We start from the raw sequence: 23,751 nt of genomic DNA, 5'->3' as shown, positions 1-23,751 counted from the left end.
TTGTTCCTTGTCTTGCCTGATCAGCTTCAGCCCGGCAGCGTGATCCACACCGCCTTGGTCTCGAGCAGGTAGTCGAGCTGCTCGGCGCCCAGGTCCTTGCCGAACCCGGACTGCTTGTAACCGCCGAACGGCATCGACGGGTCAAGGGTGCCGTGGGCGTTGACGTAGACCGAGCCTGCCTTCAGACGGGGAATCAGGCTGTGCACCTTGCCCAGGTCATTGGAATACAGGGCCGCCGCCAGGCCATAGGGCGAGTCATTGGCCAGCGCCAGTGCCTGCTCCTCATCGTCGAAGGGTGCGGTGACCAGCACCGGGCCGAAGATTTCCTCCTGGACGATGCGCATGTCATTGCGGCAATGGGCGAAAATGGTCGGCTCGACAAAGAAGCCAGGGCCCTCGACCGGTTGGCCGCCGTAGACCAGTTGGGCGCCCTCCTGCTTGCCGGTCTCGATGTACTCGGTCACGCGCTGCTTTTGCAGGGCCGAGACCAGCGGGCCGATGAAGCAGTCCGGGTCCATCCCCGGCGCGAGCTTCAGGGTGCGGGTGTAGGCGATCAGCTCGCGCAGGAAATCGTCATAGACACTGCTGTGAATATAGGCCCGTGTACCGGCGTCGCATACCTGTCCCGAGTTGAAAAACACACCGTTGGCGACCGCCTGCGCCGCCGCCGGAATGTCGGCGTCGGCGAACACGATGACCGGTGATTTGCCACCCAGTTCCAGGGTCAGGCGCTTCATGTCATCCAGCGCGGCACGGCCCACGGTGCGGCCGACCGGGGTCGAGCCGGTGAAGGTCAGTTTGTCGATGCCAGGGTGGGTGGCCATGGCCGCGCCGACCACGCTGCCGCGCCCGGTGACGATGTTGATCACCCCGTCCGGGATGCCCGCTTCCTGCACCAGCTCGGCAAAACGCAGGGCCGACAGCGAAGTCAACTCGGCCGGTTTCACCACCACGGTGCAACCGGTGGCCAGGGCCGCGCCCAGTTTCCAGGCCATGGTTTGCAGCGGGAAGTTCCACGGCACGATGGCACCGACCACGCCCACCGCTTCCTTGCGGGTGTAGGCCAGGTAATTGCCCGGCAGCGACGGCTCGACGGTACGCCCGTGCAGCTTGGTGGCCCAACCGGCGAAGTAGCGCAGGGTATCGACGGTGCCCTGGATATCGACGTCCCTGGCGAAGGCGACCGACTTGCCCATGTCGATCGATTCGATTTCCGCCAGTTCGGCGGCGTTCTGTTCGATCAGGTCGGCCAGGCGTTGCATCATCCGCTCGCGTTCGGCCGGTTTGGCCTGGCGCCAGGCGCCGCCGTCGAACTGGGCGCGGGCGGCTTGCACGGCACGGTCCAGATCAGCGGTGGTGCCCATGGGAATGCGCGTAATCACACCTTCGGTGGATGGCTCGATGACTTCGGACGTCTGGCCATCGCTGGCCTCGACCCAGGCGCCGCCGATGAACATTTTCTGGACCTTGCCGAGAAAGGTCTGGGTGGCCTCGCTGACGCCGAACTTTTGCAGGTAACTTTTGACGATCGTGTCCATTTTTATTCTCTCTGCCCGGCAGTCGGGTCCTGCCGGGTTTAGTGGTTTCGATATCAGGCTGGAGTGGCTTCGCTCTGGGCCGCACGCACCTTGCCCCGCTCGTGGAAGATGAAGCCGATGCTGTTGAGCAGCAGTTGCGCGGCGAGGATCGAGGTCATGCCGGTCGGGTCGTACACCGGTGCCACTTCCACCAGGTCCATGCCGACGATGTTGCCTTGGCTGCGCTTGGCCAGGGCCTGGATGATTTCCAGCACTTCGTAGTAGAGGAAGCCACCGTGGCTCGGGGTGCCGGTGCCAGGAGCGATGGACGGGTCGAAACCGTCGATGTCGATGGTGATGTAGTAGTTGATGTTCTGCGGGATCAGCGCCAGCACGCCTTCGACGCCCAGGCGGCGCACATCGCGTACCGAAAGGATTTTCGAGCCGGCTTCATGAGCCGCTTCGTAGTCGTCGCGGTTGGACGAGGACACATTGCGGATGCCCATTTGGGTCATGCCGACGATGTGGTTCATTTCCGAGGCGCGGCGCAGCGGGTTGCCATGGCCGTAGCGCACGCCGTGGCGCTCGTCGACGAAATCCAGGTGCGCATCGAAGTGGATGATGTGGATCGGGCCACGGCCTTCGAAAGCCTTGATGACCGGGGCGTGCACCGAGTGATCGCCACCGAGCACCACCGGCATCACACCGGCATCGAGAATCTTGCGTACCGCGTACTCAGTGTTCTTGTTGCTGGTTTCCATATCGGTGTGGACGATGTCGGCATCCCCCACGTCGACCATGCTCACGTCGGCGGCGGTCAGGTACATCACGTCGTCTTCGTGGTCGTAGGCGCCGGCATGGCCGAAGGAAAACAGCGTCGATGCTTCACGAATCCCGCGTGGTCCGAAGCGTGCGCCGGAGCGCCACTGGGTACCCATGTCATTGGGCACGCCGAGCACCGCGACGTCGGCATCCAGGGCATCCCAGTCGGTGCACACCGGGGATTTGCCAAAGGTGCAATGACCCACGAATGGCAGGTTCAGGCGACCGGATTCATAACCATTGTTCGACATGTCTAGCCTCTCCACTTCTTGTTTTCGGCCTGGCGGACTGCAAGGCGACCGCCGTTGGAAAGACTATGGGCGCAGCTTTTCGTGGAAAAAATGCTAAACATCAGATACTCATATCGGCATTACCGATGCATCCACACGCGGGAGGTCCAAGTGATTCAACTGCATGATGTCGACCTGAAACTGCTCAGGGTGTTTGCCACCATTGTCCGCTGCGGCGGCTTCTCGGCCGCGCAGGCGGCGCTGAACGCCGGCCAGTCGACCATCAGCGAACAGATGACCCATCTGGAAACCCGACTCGGGGTCAAGCTCTGCCAGCGCGGACGCAGCGGTTTTCGTCTGACCGAGCAAGGCGTGGCGATCCACGAAGCCACCCAGCGCCTGCTCTCGGCGGTGGAAAATTTCTGCATGGACGCCGACGTGCTCAAACAGCACATCAGCGGCAAGCTCAACCTGGGGATCATCGACACCACCATCACCGACCCCGACTCGCCGATCCCGCGCACTACCCAGCGCTTCGTCTCCCGTGGGCACGATGTGCACCTCAACGTCTACGTCGGCACCCCCGCCGAACTGGAAGAGCGCGTGCTCGACGGGCGCCTGCACCTGGCCATCGGGCACTTCCCGATCCACGTGCCGGGGTTGCTGCATTCGCCGCTGTACCAGGAAGCGCTGGGGCTGTATTGCGGGCGGCGGCATCCGCTGTTCGGCAACCAGGCCGAAGGTGAGGAATTGCTCGAAGAGATCGCCGCGAGCCGCATTGTCGTGCGCGGCTACATGCAGCAATACGACCTGGAACACCTGGGCGTCAGCAAGGCGGCGGCGACCGTGGACAACATCGAAGCCCTGGCGATTCTGATCATCTCCGGCGCCTACCTGGGCTTTCTGCCAGCGCATTTCGCCGCGCAGTGGATCAAGACCGGCGAGATGCACCAACTGGCGCCCGGCAGCTTGCAGCTGATGTCGCCATTCGACGTGATCACTCGCCGAGGCACGGCGCCACCGCCGATTTTGCAGGCGTTTCTCGAAGACCTGGCGGCCTGTTCCCGCAAGGCGCCTGCACCCGAGCAGCATTGACGGCTCGCCAAATTCAAACAGCGCCCGCCATACTCATCGACGCAACGTTTCGCTTCATCACCGCTCAAGGCCACCTATGCGCATCCACGTCACCTTCATCGACCGCGTCGGCATCACCCAGGAAGTCCTGGCCCTGCTGGGCGGACGCAGCTTCAACCTCGACGCCGTGGAGATGGTGCCGCCGAACGTCTATATCGATGCCCCGACCCTCGGCGCCGAAGTCCTGGAGGAGTTGCGCGAAGCCCTCTTCGGCGTGCGTGGCGTGCAAGCGGTGACCCTGGTCGACATCCTTCCGGGGCAACGCCGGCGCCTGCAACTGGATGCCTTGCTCGCCGCCAGTTCCGACCCGGTGCTGGCGGTGGATGAACGTGGTCATGTGCTGCTGGCCAACCCGGCGCTGATCGCCCTGTGCGGCCGCGAGCCGGCCGGTGAAGCGCTGGACGCGCTGTTCGATGATCCCGACTTGCAACCGACGCTGATCGCCCAGGGCTTCCGCCTGCCCATGCGCGAAGTCAGCCTCGGCGGCCACACCTTGCTGCTCGACGCCATGCCGATCACCGATGCCGGCGCCCTGCTCACCCTCTATCAACCGAACCGCATCGGCGAACGCCTCTCGGCGCTGCATCACGATCACGCCGAAGGCTTCGATGCGCTGCTGGGCGAGTCGCCGCCGATCCGTGCGCTGAAGGCACGGGCCCAGCGGGTGGCGGCCCTGGATGCGCCGCTGTTGATCCAGGGCGAAACCGGCACCGGCAAGGAACTGGTGGCCCGCGCCTGCCACGCCATCAGCGGCCGATGCGAAAAGCCTTTCCTGGCGCTCAATTGCGCGGCACTGCCGGAAAGCCTGGCCGAAAGCGAGCTGTTCGGCTACGCCCCCGGCGCCTTCACCGGCGCCCAGCGGGGCGGCAAACTCGGGCTGCTGGAACTGGCCGACCAGGGCACGGTGTTCCTCGACGAAGTGGGGGAAATGTCGCCGTACCTGCAGGCCAAGTTGTTGCGCTTTTTGAGCGATGGTTGCTTCCGTCGCGTGGGCGGCGATCGCGAGGTCAAGGTCAACGTGCGGATCCTCAGCGCCACCCACCGCAACCTGGAAAAAATGGTCAGCGAAGGTCACTTTCGCGAAGACCTGTTTTACCGCCTCAACGTGCTCAACCTGCAAGTGCCGCCGCTGCGCGAACGCGGCCATGACATCCTGCTGATGGCCCAGCACTTCATGCAGCAAGCGTGCGCACAGATCCAGCGACCGGTCTGCCGCCTGGCACCCAGCACCTTTCCCGCCCTGCTCGGCAACCGCTGGCCGGGCAATGTGCGGCAACTGCAAAACGTGATCTTCCGCGCGGCGGCCATTTGCGAAAACCCGTTGGTCGACCTCGACGACCTCGACATTGCGCGCACGGCAGTGGAACGCCAGAACGATGGCGAAGTGGGTAGCCTCGAAGAGGCTGTCGAAGGTTTTGAAAAGAACCTGCTGGAGCAGCTGTATCGCAGCTATCCGTCCAGTCGATTGCTCGCAGCACGCTTGCAGACCTCCCACAGCGCCATCGCCATTCGCTTGCGCAAGTACGGGATTCCCAACAAGGCCTGACCGCCGGTTTCAGCAACACTGAAAATCCCTGTGGGAGCGGGCTTGCCCGCGATGAGGCCATGTCAGTCACCATTTTCGTTACCTGACACACCGCAATCGCTGCGATGCGGCGACCCGACAAGCCCGCGCCCACAGGGTTCGAGTGCCATTCAACAATGTATACAAATCGATACGGCGTATCGAAATCAAGACAGAACGAGCTCGACCCGTCTCGCCCGGCCTTCGCCCCCTGTCTCTTGCCTGCCTGTATTGATTTCAATACGCGAGACCTCCGCAAAACTGCCAAAAACCATCTCAAGCCATTGATTTATAACAATTAATCAATTCTGGCACCGCCCTTGCTATGACTCCTTCAGCCACGCTCGCCACCCAAACGAGCCTGCCCATCGTCATTCGCCACCTGCAGCGAATGAGCCAGAACAATGAGGAGTAGACATGAGCGAATTGCGTTTTACCGTCGACCACGAATGGCTGCGCACCGAAGCTGACGGCACGGTCACCGTTGGCATTACCGCTTTTGCCCAACAGGCGCTGGGGGATGTGGTGTTTGTACAGGTGCCCGAACTGGGCGGCTTCGACGCCGGCACCGAAGTGTCGGTGCTGGAGTCGGTGAAGGCCGCCAGCAGCATCGGCATGCCGCTGGACGGTGAGGTGGTGGAAGTGAATTCGGCGCTCGACGCCAACCCTGAGTTGGTCAACGAAGATCCGCTGGGAGAAGGCTGGTTCTTCCGCTTCCAGCCTGCTGACGCTTCGGCGATCGCCCGCTTGCTCGATCAAGCCGCTTACGAACGCCTGATCCAAGACCAGACCGACGCGTGAGGATTCCGTATGACCACCCTCCTCGACACCCGTAACGAATTCATCGCCCGCCACATCGGCCCGCGCGCCGGTGACGAGCAAGCGATGCTCAACAGCCTCGGCTTCGATTCCCTCGAAGCCCTGAGCGCCAGCGTCATTCCCGACAGCATCAAGGGCACCAGCGTGCTCGGCCTGGAAGACGGCCTGAGCGAAGCCGACGCCCTGGCGCTGATCAAAGGCATCGCGGCCAAGAACCAGCTGTTCAAGACCTACATTGGCCAGGGTTACTACGGCACCCACACGCCGTCGCCGATCCTGCGCAACCTGCTGGAAAACCCGGCCTGGTACACCGCCTACACCCCGTACCAGCCGGAAATTTCCCAGGGTCGTCTCGAAGCGCTGCTGAACTTCCAGACCCTGATCAGCGACCTCACCGGCCTGCCGATCGCCAACGCCTCGCTGCTCGACGAAGCCACCGCCGCCGCCGAAGCCATGACTTTCTGCAAGCGCCTGAGCAAGAACAAGGGCAGCCACCAGTTCTTCGCCTCCGTGCATTGCCACCCGCAGACCCTCGACGTGCTGCGCACCCGTGCCGAGCCGCTGGGCATCGAGGTGGTGGTCGGTGATGAGCGCGAACTGAGCGACGTGACGCCGTTCTTCGGCGCCCTGCTGCAGTACCCGGCGAGCAACGGTGATGTGTTCGACTACCGCGCATTGACCGAGCGTTTCCACGCCGCCAACGCCCTGGTGGCCGTGGCCGCCGACCTGCTGGCCCTGACCCTGCTGACCCCGCCGGGCGAGTTCGGCGCCGACGTGGCCATCGGCAGCGCCCAACGCTTCGGCGTGCCGCTGGGCTTCGGCGGCCCGCACGCGGCGTACTTCTCCACCAAGGATGCGTTCAAGCGCGACATGCCGGGCCGCCTGGTCGGTGTCTCGGTGGACCGTTTCGGCAAGCCGGCCTTGCGTCTGGCGATGCAGACCCGCGAGCAACACATCCGTCGCGAGAAGGCCACGTCCAACATCTGCACCGCGCAGGTGCTGCTGGCCAACATCGCCAGCATGTACGCCGTCTACCACGGCCCGAAAGGCCTGACGCAGATCGCCAACCGCGTGCATCAGCTGACCGCGATCCTGGCCAAGGGCTTGAGCGCTTTGGGCCTGAACGTTGAGCAGGAACACTTCTTCGACACGCTGACGATCAAGACCGGCGCCGACACCGCGAAACTGCACGAACAGGCGCACGCCCGGCAGATCAACCTGCGCGTGGTCGACGCCGAGCGTCTGGGCCTGTCCCTCGACGAAACCAGCACCCAGGCCGACGTCGAAACCCTGTGGGCCTTGCTGTCCAACGGCCAAACCCTGCCGGACTTCGCCGCCCTTGCCGCCGCCACTCAAGCGACGATCCCGGCCGCGCTGGTGCGTCAGTCGCCGATCCTCAGCCACCCGGTGTTCAACCGCTATCACTCGGAAACCGAGCTGATGCGCTACCTGCGCAAACTGGCGGACAAGGACCTGGCGCTCGATCGCACCATGATCCCGCTGGGCTCGTGCACCATGAAACTCAACGCCGCCAGCGAAATGATCCCGGTGACCTGGGCCGAGTTCGGCGCGCTGCACCCGTTCGCCCCGGCCGAGCAAAGCGCCGGCTACCAGCAACTGACCGACGAACTGGAAGCGATGCTCTGCGCCGCCACCGGTTACGACGCGATCTCTCTGCAGCCGAACGCCGGTTCCCAAGGCGAGTACGCTGGCCTGCTGGCCATTCGTGCCTACCACCAGAGCCGTGGCGAAGACCGCCGCGACATCTGCCTGATCCCGTCGTCGGCCCACGGCACCAACCCGGCCACCGCCAACATGGCCGGCATGCGCGTGGTGGTCACCGCCTGCGATGCCCGTGGCAACGTCGACATCGAAGACCTGCGCACCAAGGCCATCGAGCACCGCGAACACCTCGCCGCGCTGATGATCACCTACCCGTCGACCCACGGTGTGTTCGAGGAAGGCATCCGCGAAATCTGCGGCATCATTCATGACAACGGCGGCCAGGTGTACATCGACGGCGCCAACATGAACGCCATGGTCGGCCTCTGCGCGCCGGGCAAGTTCGGCGGCGACGTCTCGCACCTGAACCTGCACAAGACCTTCTGCATTCCCCACGGCGGTGGCGGCCCGGGCGTCGGCCCGATCGGTGTGAAATCGCACCTGGCGCCGTTCCTGCCAGGTCACGCGCAGATGGACCGCAAAGAAGGCGCGGTGTGCGCCGCGCCATTCGGCAGCGCGAGCATCCTGCCGATCACCTGGATGTACATCCGCATGATGGGCGGCGCCGGCCTCAAGCGCGCCTCGCAGCTGGCGATCCTCAACGCCAACTACATTTCCCGTCGCCTCGAAGAGCACTACCCGGTGCTCTACACCGGCAGCAACGGCCTGGTGGCCCACGAGTGCATCCTCGACCTGCGCCCGCTGAAAGACAGCAGCGGCATCAGCGTCGACGACGTGGCCAAGCGCCTGATCGACTTTGGCTTTCACGCCCCGACCATGTCGTTCCCGGTGGCCGGCACGCTGATGATCGAGCCGACCGAAAGCGAATCCAAAGAAGAACTGGACCGTTTCTGCGACGCCATGATCCGCATCCGCGAAGAAATCCGCGCGGTGGAAAACGGCACCCTGGACAAGGACGACAACCCGCTGAAAAACGCCCCGCACACCGCGGCGGAGCTGGTGGGCGAGTGGTCGCATCCGTATAGCCGGGAGCAGGCGGTTTATCCACTGGACACCTTGATCGACGCCAAGTACTGGCCGCCCGTAGGCCGAGTCGACAACGTCTTTGGCGACCGCAACCTGATCTGTGCCTGCCCGTCGATTGCCGAATACGCCTGACCACAAAACATAACCCTGTAGGAGCGAGCTTGCTCGCGATGGACTCCAGAGCGCCGCTGGGCATCTGGTTCCCTGTGTCATCGTTAACGACCATCGCGAGCAGGCTCGCTCCTACAGAAGAGCAGTGCCCCCTATTCAAGAACAACCAGAGGACTTCACCATGTTCAGCAAACACGACCAGATCAAAGGCTACGACGACGAACTGCTGGCGGCGATGAACGCCGAGGATGCGCGGCAAGAACACCACATCGAATTGATCGCCTCGGAAAACTACACTAGCCAGCGGGTGATGGAAGCGCAAGGCAGCGGGCTGACCAACAAGTACGCCGAAGGTTATCCGGGCAAGCGTTACTACGGCGGCTGCGAGCACGTGGACGTGGTCGAACAACTGGCAATCGATCGCGCCAAACAACTCTTTGGCGCCGATTACGCCAACGTCCAGCCACACTCCGGCAGCCAGGCCAACGCGGCGGTTTATCTGGCCTTGCTGCAACCGGGCGACACCGTGCTGGGCATGAGCCTGGCCCACGGCGGGCACCTGACTCACGGCGCCAAGGTCAGCTTTTCCGGCAAGCTGTACAACGCCGTGCAGTACGGCATCGACACCGCCACCGGCCTGATCGATTACGACGAAGTCGAGCGTCTGGCCGTCGAGCACCAGCCGAAGATGATCATTGCCGGGTTCTCGGCTTACTCCAAGACCCTGGACTTCCCGCGTTTCCGTGAGATCGCCGACAAGGTGGGTGCCTACCTGTTCGTCGACATGGCCCACGTCGCCGGGCTGGTGGCCACCGGTCTGTACCCGAACCCGATCCCGTTTGCTGACGTGGTGACGACCACCACCCACAAGACCCTGCGCGGCCCCCGTGGCGGGCTGATTCTGGCCAGGGCCAATGCGGAACTGGAGAAAAAACTCAACGCGGCCGTGTTCCCCGGCGGTCAGGGCGGCCCGTTGATGCACGTGATCGCCGCCAAGGCCGTGTGTTTCAAGGAAGCGCTGGAGCCCGCCTTCAAAACTTATCAGGCACAAGTGATCCGCAACGCCCAGGCCATGGCGAAAGTGTTTATCGAGCGCGGTTATGACGTGGTGTCCGGCGGGACCGACAACCACCTGTTCCTGGTCAGCCTGATCCGCCAGGGCCTGACCGGCAAAGACGCCGACGCCGCCCTCGGCCGTGCCGGCATCACCGTGAACAAGAACGCCGTGCCCAACGATCCACAATCGCCGTTCGTGACCTCCGGATTGCGCATTGGCACCCCGGCCATCACCAGCCGTGGTTTCAAGGAAGCCCAGAGCATCGAGCTGGCGGGCTGGATCTGCGACATCCTCGACCACCTCGGCGATGCCGATGTCGAGGCCCAGGTGGCGCGGCAGGCGGCGGCGATGTGCAGCGATTTCCCGGTGTATCGCGACTGATCGCCCGACACAAAACCCTGTAGGAGCGAGCCTGCTCGCGATGGACGTAAAGCTGATGCGTTTTCGTCAGCAAGCCCGCGTTATCGTTAGCGACCATCGCGAGCAGGCTCGCTCCTACAGGTCCGGTTCTTGTCTGACAGACCTTGGAAAAATATATGAACACACCCGTGGAATCGCCCGGCAAAAGCCCGGCCAAGGTGGAAGTCGGTACCAAGTTGCGCGGCGCGGATAAAGTCGCGCGGATTCCGGTCAAGATCATTCCGACCGATGAGTTTGCGCGTAAACCGAACTGGATACGTGTACGCATGCCGATCTCTCCCGAGGTCGAACGCATCAAGCAATTGCTGCGCAAACATAAGCTGCACAGTGTCTGTGAAGAAGCCTCGTGCCCGAACCTGGGCGAGTGTTTTTCCGGCGGCACCGCGACCTTCATGATCATGGGCGACATCTGCACCCGCCGCTGTCCGTTCTGCGACGTGGGCCACGGTCGGCCGAAACCGCTGGACGTCGATGAACCGACCAACCTCGCCGTGGCCATCGCCGAGTTGCGCCTCAAGTACGTGGTGATCACCTCGGTGGACCGTGATGACCTGCGCGACGGCGGCGCCCAACACTTTGTCGACTGCCTGCGCGAGATCCGTAAACGGACGCCGGGCATACAACTGGAAACCCTGGTGCCGGACTATCGCGGGCGCATGGACGTGGCCCTGGCGATCACCGCCAGCGAGCCGCCCGATGTTTTCAACCACAACCTGGAGACCGTTCCGCGCCTGTATAAGGCCGCGCGGCCGGGTTCGGATTTCGAGTGGTCGCTGGACCTGCTGCAGAACTTCAAGCAGCGGGTGCCGCACGTACCGACCAAGTCCGGGCAGATGCTGGGCCTGGGTGAAACCGACACCGAAGTCATGGAGGTGATGCAGCGCATGCGCGAGCACGATATCGACATGCTCACTCTTGGCCAGTACCTGCAACCCTCGCGCAGCCACCTGCCGGTGCAGCGTTTCGTCCACCCGGACGTGTTTGCCTGGTTCGCCGAGGAAGGCGCGCGGATGGGCTTCAAGAACGTCGCCTCCGGGCCGCTGGTGCGCTCGTCCTATCATGCCGATCAACAACTGCATGGAGGTGCGGCGGGATTCACGCCATGATGGGCTGACTTGCCATGCATTTCGGAGACCCGGCCCGATGCCCTTTGCCGTTCGAACATTGCTCCTGTCACTGAGCCTCACCCTGCCCTGCATCGTCGGTGCCGACGAGGCGGCCAAAACCAGGCCCGAACACATGGTGTACTTGCGCACGATCGACCCGGGCATCGCGCAGGACATCCGCTACGCCAGCGCCCACAACTTCACCGGGCACCCGCTCGACGGTTATGCGGCGCCGGAGTGCCTGCTGTCGGTGAATGCCGCCAAGGCCCTGTCCCGGGTGCAAGCGGCCTTGCAGGCGCAAGGCTACGGCTTGAAGGTTTTCGACTGCTATCGACCCAGCCGCGCGGTCGCGGACATGGGGCGCTTCGCCACCGAGCCGGGCGACCCGCGCAAGACCGAGTTCTACCCACGGGTGGACAAGCAGGACTTCTGGCGTCTGGGCTATGTGGCCCGGGTGTCCAATCACTCCCGAGGCAGCACCGTCGATCTGACCATGACCGGCCCGGACGCCCTGCCCGCCGACACCTGGACGCCTTCCGCCACTGCCGTCGATTGCACGGCCCCGTACGACCAGCGCTGGCACGACGGCGCCGTGGACATGGGCACCGGTTTCGACTGCTTCGATGAACGCGCGCACACCGACTCAACGCAGATCAGCGCCACGGCCAAGGCCAATCGCCAACGACTCACCCGCGCCATGGAGAAAGAAGGCTTCAGCGGCTACTCGGCCGAGTGGTGGCACTTCACCTACAGCGGCGATGCGACGCTGAAAGACGTCATGGATTTCCCCATTACGCCGCTTGCGCTGGGGGACGTTCTCAAGACCAGCAATCAACTGATTGTGGTCACCAGCCAAAAATGGACCGACACCCACGCGACCGCGCAGCGTTATGAACGACAGGGCAACCGCTTTCGCAAATACCAGGCAGCGTTTGATGTGGTGCTGGGCAAGAACGGGTTGGCCTGGGGCAAGGGCCTCGGCCCTGTTGATCAGCGCGACGGGCCCATCAAACAGGAAGGCGATGGAAAAGCGCCGGCCGGGATATTCAAGCTGGGGACCGCGTTTGGCTACGACACGACGGCTGAAACCCGGCTGCCTTACGTCGCACTGACCTCCACCATTGAATGCGTGGATGACAGCCACTCCCAACGCTACAACCAGCTCGTCGACGGCGCGACGACAACGAAAGACTGGACCAGCTCCGAGCACATGCGCAGCATGGATGAGCTGTACCGAAAAGGCATCGTCATTGAACACAACACACCGGCCGCCCCGGCAGCGGGTTCGTGCATTTTCTTCCATATCTGGCGCAGCCCTGCCTCGCCGACGCAGGGCTGCACTGCCATGGATCAAGCCGATATCACTCGGCTGTTCAGTTGGCTCGACCCAAGCCAGGCGCCCCTGCTGATTCAAATGCCCGAGGAGCAATACGAGCAATTGCGCGTCGGCTTGAACCTACCCGGACGTTGAAGCGGGAACCGGTTCAGGCGTTTGAACGCTGCTCAGGCGACAGCGCCCGAGCCGAGTCCCTGGCCAGCCAGTAATAGAGAATTCCCGGCACTGCCAGCCCTACGATCCAGGAAATATCCACGCCACCCAGCTGCGCAACCATCGGCCCGGAATAGAAGTGGGTATCGACGAAAGGCAGCTGGATCAGCACGCCAACCACATACACGCCGATGCCGCGCAGGTTCCAGCGACCATAACGCCCCGACGGATCGGACAAGGCCGGGATGTCATAGCGTTCCTTGTTGATGAAGTAGTAATCCACCAGGTTGATCGCGCTCCAGGGCGTGAAGAATGTCAGCAGGAACAGGATGAAATACTTGAAGCTGTTGAGGAACGAGTACTGCCCCAGCAGCGCGAGCGTGGTGGACGCCGCGACAATCAGCAGTACAAACAGCATGCGCTGGCCGGCGCTGATTTCCAGACGGCTGCGAAAGCCACTGATGATGGTGGCCACGCACATGAAGCTGCCATAGGCGTTGAGGGTCGACACCGTGACCTTGCCGAAGACCACGCTCAGGTACAGCAAGGAAGCCATCACCCCGGTACTGCCCAGACCGACGATGGTCGCCACTTCATGGCCACGAAAATTCGCCCCGGCCAACGCGGCGGCGAATACCCCCAGCACCATCGACGCCTGGGCGCCGAGCACGGTGCCCAGGCCAACCGCCGTGAAGGTTTTCCAGGACGCGGTATTGCTCGGCAGGTAGCGCGAGTAGTCAGCGACGTAAGGGCCGAAGGCGATTTGCCAGGAGGCGGACAGCGACATCGCCAGCAGGAACGTGCCCCAGCCGAAGTGCCGGTTGTCCAGCAGCAGGCCGATGTCGTTGAGGGTCATCAAGCGGGTGAACAGATAGACGAACGCGATGATGCCCAGGACGCTGGCCACGCGCCCGACCAGGTGAATCACCCGATAACCGAAGATCGTCAGAAAGGCGATGCAGGCGGCGAAAATCAGGATGCCGGCGCTGTCGCTGACATTGATCAACTGGGCTATCGCCTGTCCTGACAGTACCGCGCCAGTGGCGCTGAATCCGAGGTACATCAGGCACACCAGGACAATCGGGATCGCCGCGCCGTACACCCCGAACTGCACGCGGCTGGAGATCATCTGCGGCAGCCCGAGCTTCGGCCCTTGCGCCGCATGCAGCGCCACCACGGCACCGCCAAGCACCTGGCCAATCAGCAAGCCGATCAGAGACCAGAACACATCGCCACCCAGCACCACGGCCAGCGCCCCGGTGACGATCGCGGTGATCTGCAGGTTGGCGCCAAGCCACAGGGTGAACTGGCTGTAGAGACTGCCGTGGCGCTCGGCCTCGGGAATGAAATCGATCGAGCGCGTCTCGATCAGGGGACTTCGTTGTGGGCTGTCGCAGGTCTTGGTCATTGTTATTGTTCTCTTTGAAAGATAGAAAGCATTCATGCATCACGGAGCGGGCTTGCTCGCGACAGCGCCGGGTCAGCTTGCACACATGTCAAATGTGCAGACGCCTTCGCTGGCAAGCCCGCTCCCACAGGTTTCTCGGTTGCTCACTGATTGCGCATGCATCCCCACCTCTTGCAGGAGCTGGCTTGCCAGCGAAGGCATCGTCACATCCAACATCACCGCCGCCTGACTCACCGCCATCGCGAGCAGGCTCGCTCCCAAGGGGATTTGTGTTTAACGGACAGGCTGTTGTTCGTTAACGGCCACCTGCCCCACGAACGGTGCCTTGGCCCACACGATCTTGCCGCCGACCATCGTCAGCAGCACCTTGTTGCGCCCCAACGCGTCCTCCGGAACCTGCATGAAGTTTTTGTCGAGAACGATCAAGTCCGCGAATTTGCCCACCTCCAGCGAACCGACCACGGCATCCAGTTTCAGTTGCTCGGCGGCATTCAGGGTGATGGTGCGCAGTACGTCGGCACGGGACAGTGCCGGCTCGGCGTTGAGTCTGCCCGCATAGTCGGGGCCATAACTGTGCGGGTTCTGCGGATCGCCCGAGCGGGTGACGCCGATCTTCAATGCCAGGAATTCATCGAGCGGATCGACCGGCCAATCGCTGCCATAGGCCACGCGGCCACCGGCGCGGGCGATGCTGCCCGACGGTTCCATGCGCGCGAAGCGCTCGACACCGAGGTGATCGCTGGTGCCATCGACCGTGGACGGCGCTTGCTGTGCCCACTGGAAAGACATGTTGGCGGTCACGTCCAGGGCCTTGAAGCGCCCGTAGTCCGCGGGGTCCACCGATTCGGCGTGGGTGATGGTCGGTCGGAAGGCATTGCCGGGCAATTGCTTGCGCACGTATTCGATGGCGTCGAGCGAGTCACGCACCGCGCGGTCACCGGTGGCATGCAGGTGTGGATCGAAACCGGCCTGCACCGCTTTCAATAGCAGCGGGTCCAGCACTTGCGGCGGGAAATACAATTCGCCGCGATTCTTGCCAGGCGTCCATTTCGGTGCCTTTTCCGTGCCGGCGTTGTGCAGGTAGGGCGTCAACATGGCGCCAGTGTCGGCCGGCGCATTGATGATGCCGTCCATGAACAATTTGACGTGGCGCATGTTCACACCCGGTGTGACTTTGGCCTCGCCCTGGTCATACAGGCTGGCCAGGCTCTTGGCTTCGGCAATGGTCTTGTCCGGGTCGGCAGCCGCGGCGGCCGGATCGAGCTTGATGGCCAGCAAGGCCCGAGCGGTCAACTCGCCCGATTGCTCCAGCATGGTGAACGCCTTGGCGTTCTCCGGCCCGGACAGGGCATCGAAGAAACTGGTGATACCTTGCTGGCGCATGGCATCGAGCGCGGCGCGGCTCTGAATCAACTTCTCGGCCTCGGTGGCGGGCGGTACCACCGCGGCCATGGCATCGGCCGCGCCGTCCTCGCAGATGCCGGTCGGGTTGCCGGTACTGTCGCGCACGTATTTGCCATCGCCGGGGTTGGCCGTGTGCTTGTCGATGCCCGCCACCGCGAGGCCACGGGAGTTGACCAGCACGGTATGGAAATCGGTGGAACGCACCTGGATCGGACGCTGGGTCTTCAGCGCATCGAGGGTCGATTTGTCTGGGTCGCCATCAAGGCCGTCCATGCCCATGCGGTCCCAACTGCCGACCTCGAGCCAGACGTCGGGCCCCTTGTCCTTTTCGGCATCCAGACAGGCCTGGATGGTTTCCTGGAAGACTTTGCGGGTCATGGTCTGGTATTTCAGGTCACACAGGGTCATGGCCCGGCCGCCGTCCCCCGGGTGCATGTGCGCATCGATCAAGCCCGGCATCAGCATGCGCCCGGCCAGGTCGATCTGCTGGGTCTGGGTGCCGATGTAGGAAGCGGCCCCCTCGTCGCTGCCGACATAGACAATCCTGCCGTCCTTGACCGCCACCGCCTGCTGCACCGAATTCTTGCCGTCGACGGTGTACACGTAGCCGTTGCGCATGACCACGTCAGCGCTTGTCGAACCCTCGGTCTGGCACCCCACCAGCGCCACGCAGGAAACGGCCGTTGCACCGGCAACGGCGATAAATAGCCTGGACAATTTCAATTGCCTCACCCCTGTTTTTATAGTTTTGAAGTGGCCCGAACAGACTGCCGCGCAAGCCCTTGATATGCAGGGCATACCCTATAGAGCGCGGCGGTTGGATGGACCTCTTCAAATGAGGAGGGTCAGGTGGTTATTTGCGCCATGGCGCTCACTCCCGGCGCACGATCTCCGGTGAATTTGGCAAACGCAGCACCGAGCCGAGCTCCACCTTGCTCTTCACACCCAGTTGCAGGTAGCAGTTGCGCAAGTAGGTGCGCACCGTCGCCGGGCTCAGGGAGAGAATTCTGGCGATTTCTTTGTAGGAATGACCGGCGGCAAACAGCATCGCCACGGTCCGTTCGCGAGGCGCCAGCACCGCGCCGCGTGGTTGGGTTTCCAGCGACAGGATCACGTGTTCCGCGTTGGGGGTCAGGGCCAGCGCAGAGCGCCCCAGGCGCATGACGCAAGGCGCCTTGGGTAACTGCGCAATGACTTCGGCGGGCAGTGTCGAACCGTTCCAGCCAGGCAGTTCCCGCTGGATCATGGTGCACAACCCGGCGCCGATGTAGAGCAGGCCCCCGTCCTGGCGCGCGACGCCGAAGTCGCTGGCGCCGTTGCCGGTGTCGACGCGGATCATGTCCTGCACCTGAAACCGCCACAGTTGCAACAGGTGCTCGCAGAATGCCGAAAACAACTCGGCCTCAATGTCGTTGAAACCCGGGGCCTCGGCCCCCCGATAAAGACAGACAAAAAACATCAGGCCGCTTTCCGGCAACTCAAAGGTGATGCACATCGGGTGATAGAGGTCATGGCGCCGGGCGAACGCATCCACCTCGGCATTGGGGTCGGTGAAGCCACTGTCACGGATGACTGCGCCGGGTTGGCTCAAGGTGTCGTGGGAAAACTTGTCGCTACCGGCGCTTTTTTGCCAATCGCCAGCGAAGGAATCGGGCAGGTCGATGCGCCCGTGCATCCAGCTCTGCGGAGGTGCGCTGGCCACCGAGGTGGACATCTCGCCCCACCATGCCGATGCGAAAGGCACCAAGTGCCGAAATGCCTGCAGGCCGTCGGCGATGAATTCGGCGGCGCCACATTCCCGTGCCAGACGTCCCAAGTGCAATACGCATTGGTTGAACGCTCGCAGCGTGACCATCGACGTGTCGACGCCAATCTTGCTCCCCTCCTCCATCCTGTCGATCCTGTTCGCTGCATGGTTTTCGATTCGACCATGCCACAGGCGCTGCGATGGCGTCCACAGAACCCACCGCAAGGCTGTCTTCGCTGGCAAACCAGGTTTCTACAGAGGATGGGCGTGACGGGTATTGCGCTGGCCGTCAGTCGAGCGAGCGGTCCATCCCGTACAGGTGCGGGCGCCGATCGCGATGCAGGTCATTGCGCTCGCTGATGCGCTTGTTGCGGGCCTCGGCGAGGTTCAGGGTGGCCAGCAAAATCTGCTCACCGCCCTGCTCCGCGGGCCCGGCTACCGGATAGCCATCGGCGTCGACGATCACCGAGCCCTGCACCCAGCCCACTCCGCGCTCATGGCCGTAGCGGTCACACGCGGCGATGAACAAACGGTTGACTGAGGCATTGGCCTGTACCCGCAAGACTTCCGCCGGGCGTTCGGTTTGCGGACGTGGGCCGTCGGGCCAGTTGACCGGGGCGCAGAGCAGGTCTGCGCCGGCCAACGCCGGCAGGCGCACCCACTCGGGGAATTCCAGGTCGTAGCAAATCAGCATTCCGATACGCCCGTGGTCGGTCTCAATGACCGGCGGCGCTTCACTGCCGGCAGTGAAGATCTCCTTCTCCGCATCCCACAGATGCGCCTTGCGGTACACCGCACGCACGCCCTGAGCATCGATCAGCGCCGCACTGTTGGCCAGATCATCGCCGCCCAGGTGCTCACAGAAGCCGCCCACTATGACAAGGTTCAGTTCCCGGGCCAGCGCTTGCCACAGGCGCAGCGCCGGGCCATCGCGGGTTTCCGCCAGGGCCAGGGCCTCGTTGCGGTCGGCAAACAGGTAACCGCTCTGCACCAGTTCCGGCAACACCACAACCTGCGCCCCTCGCAGGGCCGCCGAGCGAATGGCACGCTCGGTGAGGCTGCGGTTGTAAGCGAGGTCACCGATTTTCGGCGCCAACTGACAGCAAGCGACCACGGTACTTTTTGCAGTGTTCAACGCCCTGCCTCCTCCGTTTGATGAGCCATGGCGACAATGTCCTTCTCGCTGATCCCATCGATGACCCGGCGCTCGGCGACCAGGTCGAGCGAACGACTGAGAAGGAAATAAGTCAGGCCGGACACCACCAGACCCACCAGCCAGGCAATGTCGACCCCTTCAAGCATGCGTGCCAGCGGGCCGACGAACACTTCCTTGTTGGCGGCGGCATCGAAGATGTAGAAAAACGGCACCATCGCGGCAAACCCGATCAGGTAGGAGGCGATGCCACGAAATTGCCAGGCGCCGTAGATACCGTTCGGTGTAAAGAAGTGCGGGATCGCGTAGCGGCCCTTGCGGACGAAGAAGTAGTCCACCAGATTGACCGCGGTCCAGGGCACGAGGAAGTACAGCAGCAAGACGAGGAAGGTGTTCAACAGTGCAATGCCGTCACCTTTGATCGACAGCACGCAGGTCAACAAAATCACGCTGATGACACTGATCGACAGCACCCGGGCACGGGGCGTCGGGGTGATCTTGCTGATCGAGTCGACACCGGTCAGCAGCGTCAGCATGGCGCTATAGGTATTGAGCGCAATGATCGGCAGGAAACCCGCCACCGACACGACCACCAGCAGATTGCCCAACCCCGGCACCATCGAAGAACCGACCTGATTGAGCGCCACCAGCGCGTCCGCCGCTTTCAGTTCCTGGGCGAGCCAGGCACCGAGGCCGATCATCCAGCTACCCGACAACGAGGCGCCGATGAACACCGCCGCGATCAGTTTCGGCCGGCTGGTGTTCTTCGGCAGGTAACGGGAATAGTCGGAAACGTAAGGTGCATAGGAAATGTTGTAGCTGGCGCCGATGGCAAACAGCGTGGCGAAGGCAACCCAGTTGAAGCCCAGGTCAGTAGCTGGCGTGACGCCTTCGGAACCGGCGCCGAACATCAACGCGATCGTCACCAGCGCATACAACGGCAACGTCGCCAGTAATGCCCACTTGAAGGCTTTGTGCATCAGGTCGTGGCCGTAGATCGACAGCAGCGCGCCAATGAGCACCACAGCCACGGCGACGTAAGTCGGGTTGATCCCGAACACATGCTCAAGACCGTTCATGATCAGCGAGATGTTGACCACGTTGAATCCGACGAACACGAACATCGTCGCCATCAACGCCAGGATCACCCCGCGATAACCGAACTGGGCGCGCGACTGGATCATCTGCGGCAGGCCCATTTCCGGCCCTTGCGAGCCGTGGAAGGCCATGAAAATGGTGCCGAACATGATGCCCAGGGCGCCGGCCAGCATGGTCCACAGAGCAGACAACCCGAGGCTCGGGCCGACAAAGCCGATGGAGATGGTGAAGAAATGGAAATTGCCGAGAAACCAGAATGGCCCCTGGCTGCTGAGCTTGGCGTGGCGTTCGCTTTCCGGAATGTAATCGATCGAGTGGCCTTCGATGGCCAACCCGCTGCCGGCCTCGGCGGCGCGCGCAGAAAGTGGGGTTCCTGACATACGATGGTTCCTATGCAGTTGATTGTTTTTATTGTGGGCGCAGCGGTCGTTTCGACGTCCAGATCAGATGAAAATCCCGAAAAAGCTGACGATGACCCTGGTTTCCCTGCAATGTATGGCGTTGGTCAGGGCGGTAAAATATCGCAGGCACACTGTTTACATAGATCTACACCTATGTAATTGAACATCGGGAGCGCCCATGCTGGGGAATGTAACGGAGCTGGATCTACGCTTGATCCGGGTATTTCTTACCGTCGTCGAGGCGGGCGGGATTTCGGCGGCGCAAACCGCCCTCAACACCACGCAGCCGACCATCAGCGCACAGTTGGCGACGCTTGAGGCGCGGGTCGGATTTCGTCTGTGCGAGCGTGGACGGGGCGGATTTTCGGTGACGCCCAAGGGCGGCCAGTTTGTCGAGGCGGCCCGGCGCTTGCTCGCGGCAGCCGAAGGCTTCCGGGTTGAAGTGCAGCACATCAACCGCAAAGTCTCGGGCAACATCAACATCGGCCTGCTCGGGCAGATCGACCCGGTGGCCAACAAAAAGATCGGCCTGGCGATTGCGCGCCTGCGGGCCAGGCATGAAGGCCTGTACTTTCACTTCACCGAACTGTCGTCGTCGCTGTTGGAAGAGAAAATCATCAACAGCCACATCGACCTGGCCATCGGTTATTTCTGGCACCGCTTGCCCAATATCGACTACTTCCCCCTGTTCCAGGAAACCCAGATCGCCTACTGCGCACCGTCTCATCCGCTGTTTGGCCAGGTGGGCGCACTGACCCGTGACGATGTCAGCCACTATGACTGGGTCTGGCCGAGCCACCCCTTGCCGGAAATGCCGGCACCCACCTCCATCGAACGCCTGACGGTGCTGACCGACAGCATGGACGGCGCCGCCCTGTTGATTCTGTCGGGCCAACATTTGGGTTTTCTGCCGCAACACTACGCGGCACGGCATGAACAATTGGGGCAACTGCACCCGCTCAACCCCGAGTTGCTGCGCTATGAGGTGGGTTTCCACGCGGCGGTGCGGCATTCATCGCGACAGCGCGATCTGGTCAGTGCCTTCCTGAACGAATTGATCGACATCTTTGGCGCGCCTTAGATAAAGGCATCAGCGCAATGCCTGTGGGAGCTGGCTTGCCAGCGAAGGCGCCATCGCGAGCAGGCTCGCTCCCAAATGGGGTGGTTTCAGGGTCGGATATCGTTGGCCGGGACGACGTCGATCCGGGCAACAGCGCTGGTCAGGTGCGCCAGATCCTTGTTGTGCTCGGCGATGATGTCTTCAGCGGCCATATTGCCGTTGTCGACGGTGGAGTGGGCGTCGGCCGCGAGCACGACGTCGTAACCCAGTTTCAATGCCTGGCGCACGGTGGCGTTGACACAGTAATCGGTTTGCAGACCGCAGATGATCAGGCGGCTGACGTCCAGCTCCTGCAACTGGTCATGCAAGTGGGTCTGGTAGAACGAATCCGGGGTGGTCTTGCGTACGCGCAGGTCCTGGGACACGGTTTGCAATCCTTCGGCGAGTTGCCAGCCTTCGGCGTTGCGTGCCAGGGGACTGCCCTTTTCTTCATGCTGGATCAGCACCACGGGGAGCCCTTTGCTTCGGGCCTTGGCACTGAGGCCGTTGATGCTGTCGATGACGCGCTGGATCTGGAAGCACTCATACTCGCCGGAGCACAAGGCCTGCTGGACGTCGATGATTAACAGTGCGGTAGTCATGGTTCCTTCCTTGAGAAGTCAGTGGAACAGGGACGAACATAAGTCCGTCCCCGTCCAAACACAAGGCTCAATAACCCAGCGACAACCCGGTGTTACGCCGTGGATCGTTGGCGCCGTAGAAGCGGTTCTTGCCTACCGGTTTGCCATCCAGGAACGGCGCGCCGACGAGAATCGCCGCCAGGTGGTTGGCGTCCTGCGGCCCGGCAAACTTGTGGCCCCAGCTTTCGAGGATCTTCACTGTATCCGGGCTGGTGGTGAAGGCTTCGAGGTTGGTTTCCTCCGGCAGCCATTGCTGGTGGAAACGTGGTGCATCGACCGCTTCCTGGATGTTCATGCCGTAGTCGATGACGTTGAGCATGGTCAGCAAGGTTGCGGTGATGATGCGACTGCCGCCGGGGGTGCCGACCACCATCACCACTTTGCCGTCCTTGGTGACGATGGTCGGGCTCATGGATGACAGCGGCGCCTTGCCGGGGGCGATGGCGTTGGCTTCACCCTGCACCAGGCCGTACATGTTCGGCACGCCGATCTTCGAGGTGAAGTCGTCCATTTCGTCGTTGAGAATGACCCCGGTTTTACTGGCCATGACCCCGGCACCGAACCAGTCGTTGAGGGTGTAGGTCACCGACACTGCGTTGCCCCATTTGTCGACGATGGAGTAATGGGTGGTGTTGTTGCCTTCATGCGGCGCGACGCCAGGCTTGAGCTCGCGGGACACACCGGCCTTTTGCGGATTGATGGCTTCGCGCAGTTTGGTCGCGTAATTCTTGTCCAGCAGATGAGCAATCGGGTTCTTCACGAAGTCCGGGTCGCCAAGGTAGCTGTTGCGGTCCACGTACGCGTGGCGCATCGCTTCGATCTGATAGTGCATGCCCTGGGCCGAGTGATAGCCCAGGTCCTTCATCGGGTAGCCTTCGAGGATGTTCATGATCTGGCAGATCACCACGCCACCGGAGCTCGGAGGCGGGGCCGAGACCACGTGGTAGCCACGGTAGTCGCACTCGATCGGCGCCAGTTCGCGGGTCTTGTATTTGTCCAGGTCGGCCTGGGTGATGATGCCCTTGTTGGCCTGGCTGGAGGTGACGATGGCGTCGGCGACCCAGCCCTTATAGAAGCCGTCGGCGCCCTTCTCGGAGATGGTCCTCAGGGTTTTGCCGAGGTCTTTCTGCACCAGCTTCTGTCCGACTTGCATCGGCTCGCCGTTGCTCAGGAAAATCGCCCCGGAATCCTTCATGTCCTTCTTGAACACGTCGGTGGCGTAGTCCAGCAAATCGACATCACCTTGTTCCAGCACGAAGCCGTCTTCGGCCAGCTTGATGGCCGGGGCGATCACTTCCTTGCGCGGTTTGGTGCCGTATTTGCTCAGGGCCAGTTCCATCCCGGACACCGTGCCGGGCACGCCGACGGCCAAGTGGCCGCGGGTACTCAGGTCCGGCACAACGTTGCCCTCTTTGTCGAGGTACATGTTGGCGGTGGCGGCCAGCGGGGCTTTTTCGCGGAAATCGAGGAAGGTCTTGCGTCCATCGGCCAGTTGGATGGTCATGAAACCGCCACCGCCCAGGTTACCGGCGGCGGGATAGACCACCGCCAGCGCGTACCCCACCGCCACGGCGGCGTCGACGGCGTTGCCGCCGCTCTTGAGCACGTCCACACCCACATGGCTGGCCAGATGCTGGGCAGTGACCACCATGCCGTTTTCGGCCGCGACCGGGGCTACGGAGGCGGCGTGGGCCATCAGGCAGCTGAGTGCCAATGAGGTCGCTATCAGCGATTTGGCAAAAGGTTCGTACTTCATCAGTCGGTCTCTTCTTGTTATTGAACAGGGGAACGCTTCAGGAGCCGTAGGCAAGTATGGTCGCGA

General features: G+C 62.6%; 17 protein-coding genes. 8 read left to right on the top strand and 9 right to left on the bottom strand.

What is annotated here, in order from left to right; translation table 11 throughout:
- Positions 1–26 precede the first annotated feature (26 nt).
- Both BLV61_RS26600 and speB read right to left on the bottom strand, forming a co-directional pair.
- Positions 27–1,538: an aldehyde dehydrogenase family protein gene (locus BLV61_RS26600; RefSeq protein ID WP_090468474.1), complete on the bottom strand. Its 1,512-nt coding sequence runs from the start codon at positions 1,536–1,538 to the stop codon at positions 27–29.
- A 53-nt stretch (positions 1,539–1,591) separates the two neighbouring features.
- The gene (gene speB, locus BLV61_RS26595) at positions 1,592–2,590 is read right to left on the bottom strand and encodes an agmatinase (protein ID WP_090468472.1); all 999 of its coding nucleotides are present in this window, start codon (positions 2,588–2,590) and stop codon (positions 1,592–1,594) included.
- A 150-nt stretch (positions 2,591–2,740) separates the two neighbouring features.
- On the opposite strand from speB, the gene BLV61_RS26590 reads away from it, so the two are divergent.
- The 7 genes from BLV61_RS26590 (at position 2,741) to BLV61_RS26560 (ending at position 12,960) form a co-directional block, all read left to right on the top strand.
- Complete coding sequence (locus tag BLV61_RS26590; RefSeq protein WP_090468470.1) at positions 2,741–3,664, top strand: LysR family transcriptional regulator; 924 nt, start codon at positions 2,741–2,743, stop codon at positions 3,662–3,664.
- Positions 3,665–3,740: 76 nt separating this feature from the next.
- On the top strand, positions 3,741–5,249 hold the full coding sequence (locus tag BLV61_RS26585; protein WP_090468468.1) for a sigma-54-dependent transcriptional regulator: 1,509 nt from the start codon (positions 3,741–3,743) through the stop codon (positions 5,247–5,249).
- Between the two features lie 435 nt (positions 5,250–5,684).
- A complete protein-coding gene (gene gcvH, locus BLV61_RS26580; RefSeq protein WP_047527756.1) occupies positions 5,685–6,068 on the top strand; it encodes a glycine cleavage system protein GcvH in 384 nt (127 codons plus the stop codon).
- A 9-nt stretch (positions 6,069–6,077) separates the two neighbouring features.
- Positions 6,078–8,927, top strand: a complete 2,850-nt coding sequence (gcvP, locus tag BLV61_RS26575) for an aminomethyl-transferring glycine dehydrogenase (protein ID WP_090468467.1) — start codon at positions 6,078–6,080, stop codon at positions 8,925–8,927.
- Positions 8,928–9,087: 160 nt separating this feature from the next.
- Positions 9,088–10,344, top strand: a complete 1,257-nt coding sequence (glyA, locus tag BLV61_RS26570; RefSeq protein ID WP_090468465.1) for a serine hydroxymethyltransferase — start codon at positions 9,088–9,090, stop codon at positions 10,342–10,344.
- Between the two features lie 155 nt (positions 10,345–10,499).
- The gene (gene lipA / locus BLV61_RS26565) at positions 10,500–11,489 is read left to right on the top strand and encodes a lipoyl synthase (RefSeq protein WP_090468464.1); all 990 of its coding nucleotides are present in this window, start codon (positions 10,500–10,502) and stop codon (positions 11,487–11,489) included.
- A gap of 37 nt (positions 11,490–11,526) precedes the next feature.
- On the top strand, positions 11,527–12,960 hold the full coding sequence (locus BLV61_RS26560; RefSeq protein ID WP_090468462.1) for a M15 family metallopeptidase: 1,434 nt from the start codon (positions 11,527–11,529) through the stop codon (positions 12,958–12,960).
- A 13-nt stretch (positions 12,961–12,973) separates the two neighbouring features.
- Here the strand turns inward: BLV61_RS26560 and BLV61_RS26555 are convergent, their stop codons facing one another.
- From BLV61_RS26555 to BLV61_RS26535, 5 genes are all read right to left on the bottom strand, one after another.
- Positions 12,974–14,386, bottom strand: coding sequence for a purine-cytosine permease family protein (locus BLV61_RS26555; protein ID WP_090468460.1), 1,413 nt, complete (start codon positions 14,384–14,386; stop codon positions 12,974–12,976).
- Between the two features lie 273 nt (positions 14,387–14,659).
- Positions 14,660–16,513, bottom strand: a complete 1,854-nt coding sequence (locus BLV61_RS26550; RefSeq protein ID WP_090468458.1) for an amidohydrolase — start codon at positions 16,511–16,513, stop codon at positions 14,660–14,662.
- A 148-nt stretch (positions 16,514–16,661) separates the two neighbouring features.
- Positions 16,662–17,681 (bottom strand): helix-turn-helix transcriptional regulator, encoded by a 1,020-nt coding sequence (locus tag BLV61_RS26545; protein ID WP_090468456.1) that lies wholly within the window; start codon positions 17,679–17,681, stop codon positions 16,662–16,664.
- Positions 17,682–17,826: 145 nt separating this feature from the next.
- Complete coding sequence (locus BLV61_RS26540) at positions 17,827–18,672, bottom strand: nitrilase family protein (RefSeq protein ID WP_090468454.1); 846 nt, start codon at positions 18,670–18,672, stop codon at positions 17,827–17,829.
- Positions 18,669–20,168 (bottom strand): purine-cytosine permease family protein, encoded by a 1,500-nt coding sequence (locus BLV61_RS26535; RefSeq protein WP_090468452.1) that lies wholly within the window; start codon positions 20,166–20,168, stop codon positions 18,669–18,671. Before BLV61_RS26535 ends, BLV61_RS26540 begins: the two co-directional genes overlap by 4 nt.
- A gap of 199 nt (positions 20,169–20,367) precedes the next feature.
- Here BLV61_RS26535 and BLV61_RS26530 point away from each other — a divergent pair, with 199 nt between their 5' ends.
- The gene (locus tag BLV61_RS26530; RefSeq protein WP_047527734.1) at positions 20,368–21,270 is read left to right on the top strand and encodes a LysR family transcriptional regulator; all 903 of its coding nucleotides are present in this window, start codon (positions 20,368–20,370) and stop codon (positions 21,268–21,270) included.
- Between the two features lie 86 nt (positions 21,271–21,356).
- Here BLV61_RS26530 and BLV61_RS26525 read toward each other — a convergent pair whose 3' ends face one another.
- Entirely contained in the window at positions 21,357–21,890 is a 534-nt protein-coding gene (locus BLV61_RS26525; RefSeq protein ID WP_047527732.1) for a cysteine hydrolase family protein, read from the bottom strand.
- A 67-nt stretch (positions 21,891–21,957) separates the two neighbouring features.
- Positions 21,958–23,685 carry a gamma-glutamyltransferase gene (gene ggt / locus BLV61_RS26520; RefSeq protein ID WP_090468450.1) on the bottom strand — a complete coding sequence of 576 codons (1,728 nt, stop codon included), beginning with the start codon at positions 23,683–23,685 and terminating at the stop codon, positions 21,958–21,960.
- Positions 23,686–23,751: the final 66 nt, after the last annotated feature.

Origin of the sequence: Pseudomonas mohnii, from assembly GCF_900105115.1 — a bacterium.
Classification (GTDB): Bacteria; Pseudomonadota; Gammaproteobacteria; order Pseudomonadales; family Pseudomonadaceae; genus Aquipseudomonas; species Aquipseudomonas mohnii.
This window is presented reverse-complemented; position numbering and strand designations above follow the sequence as displayed.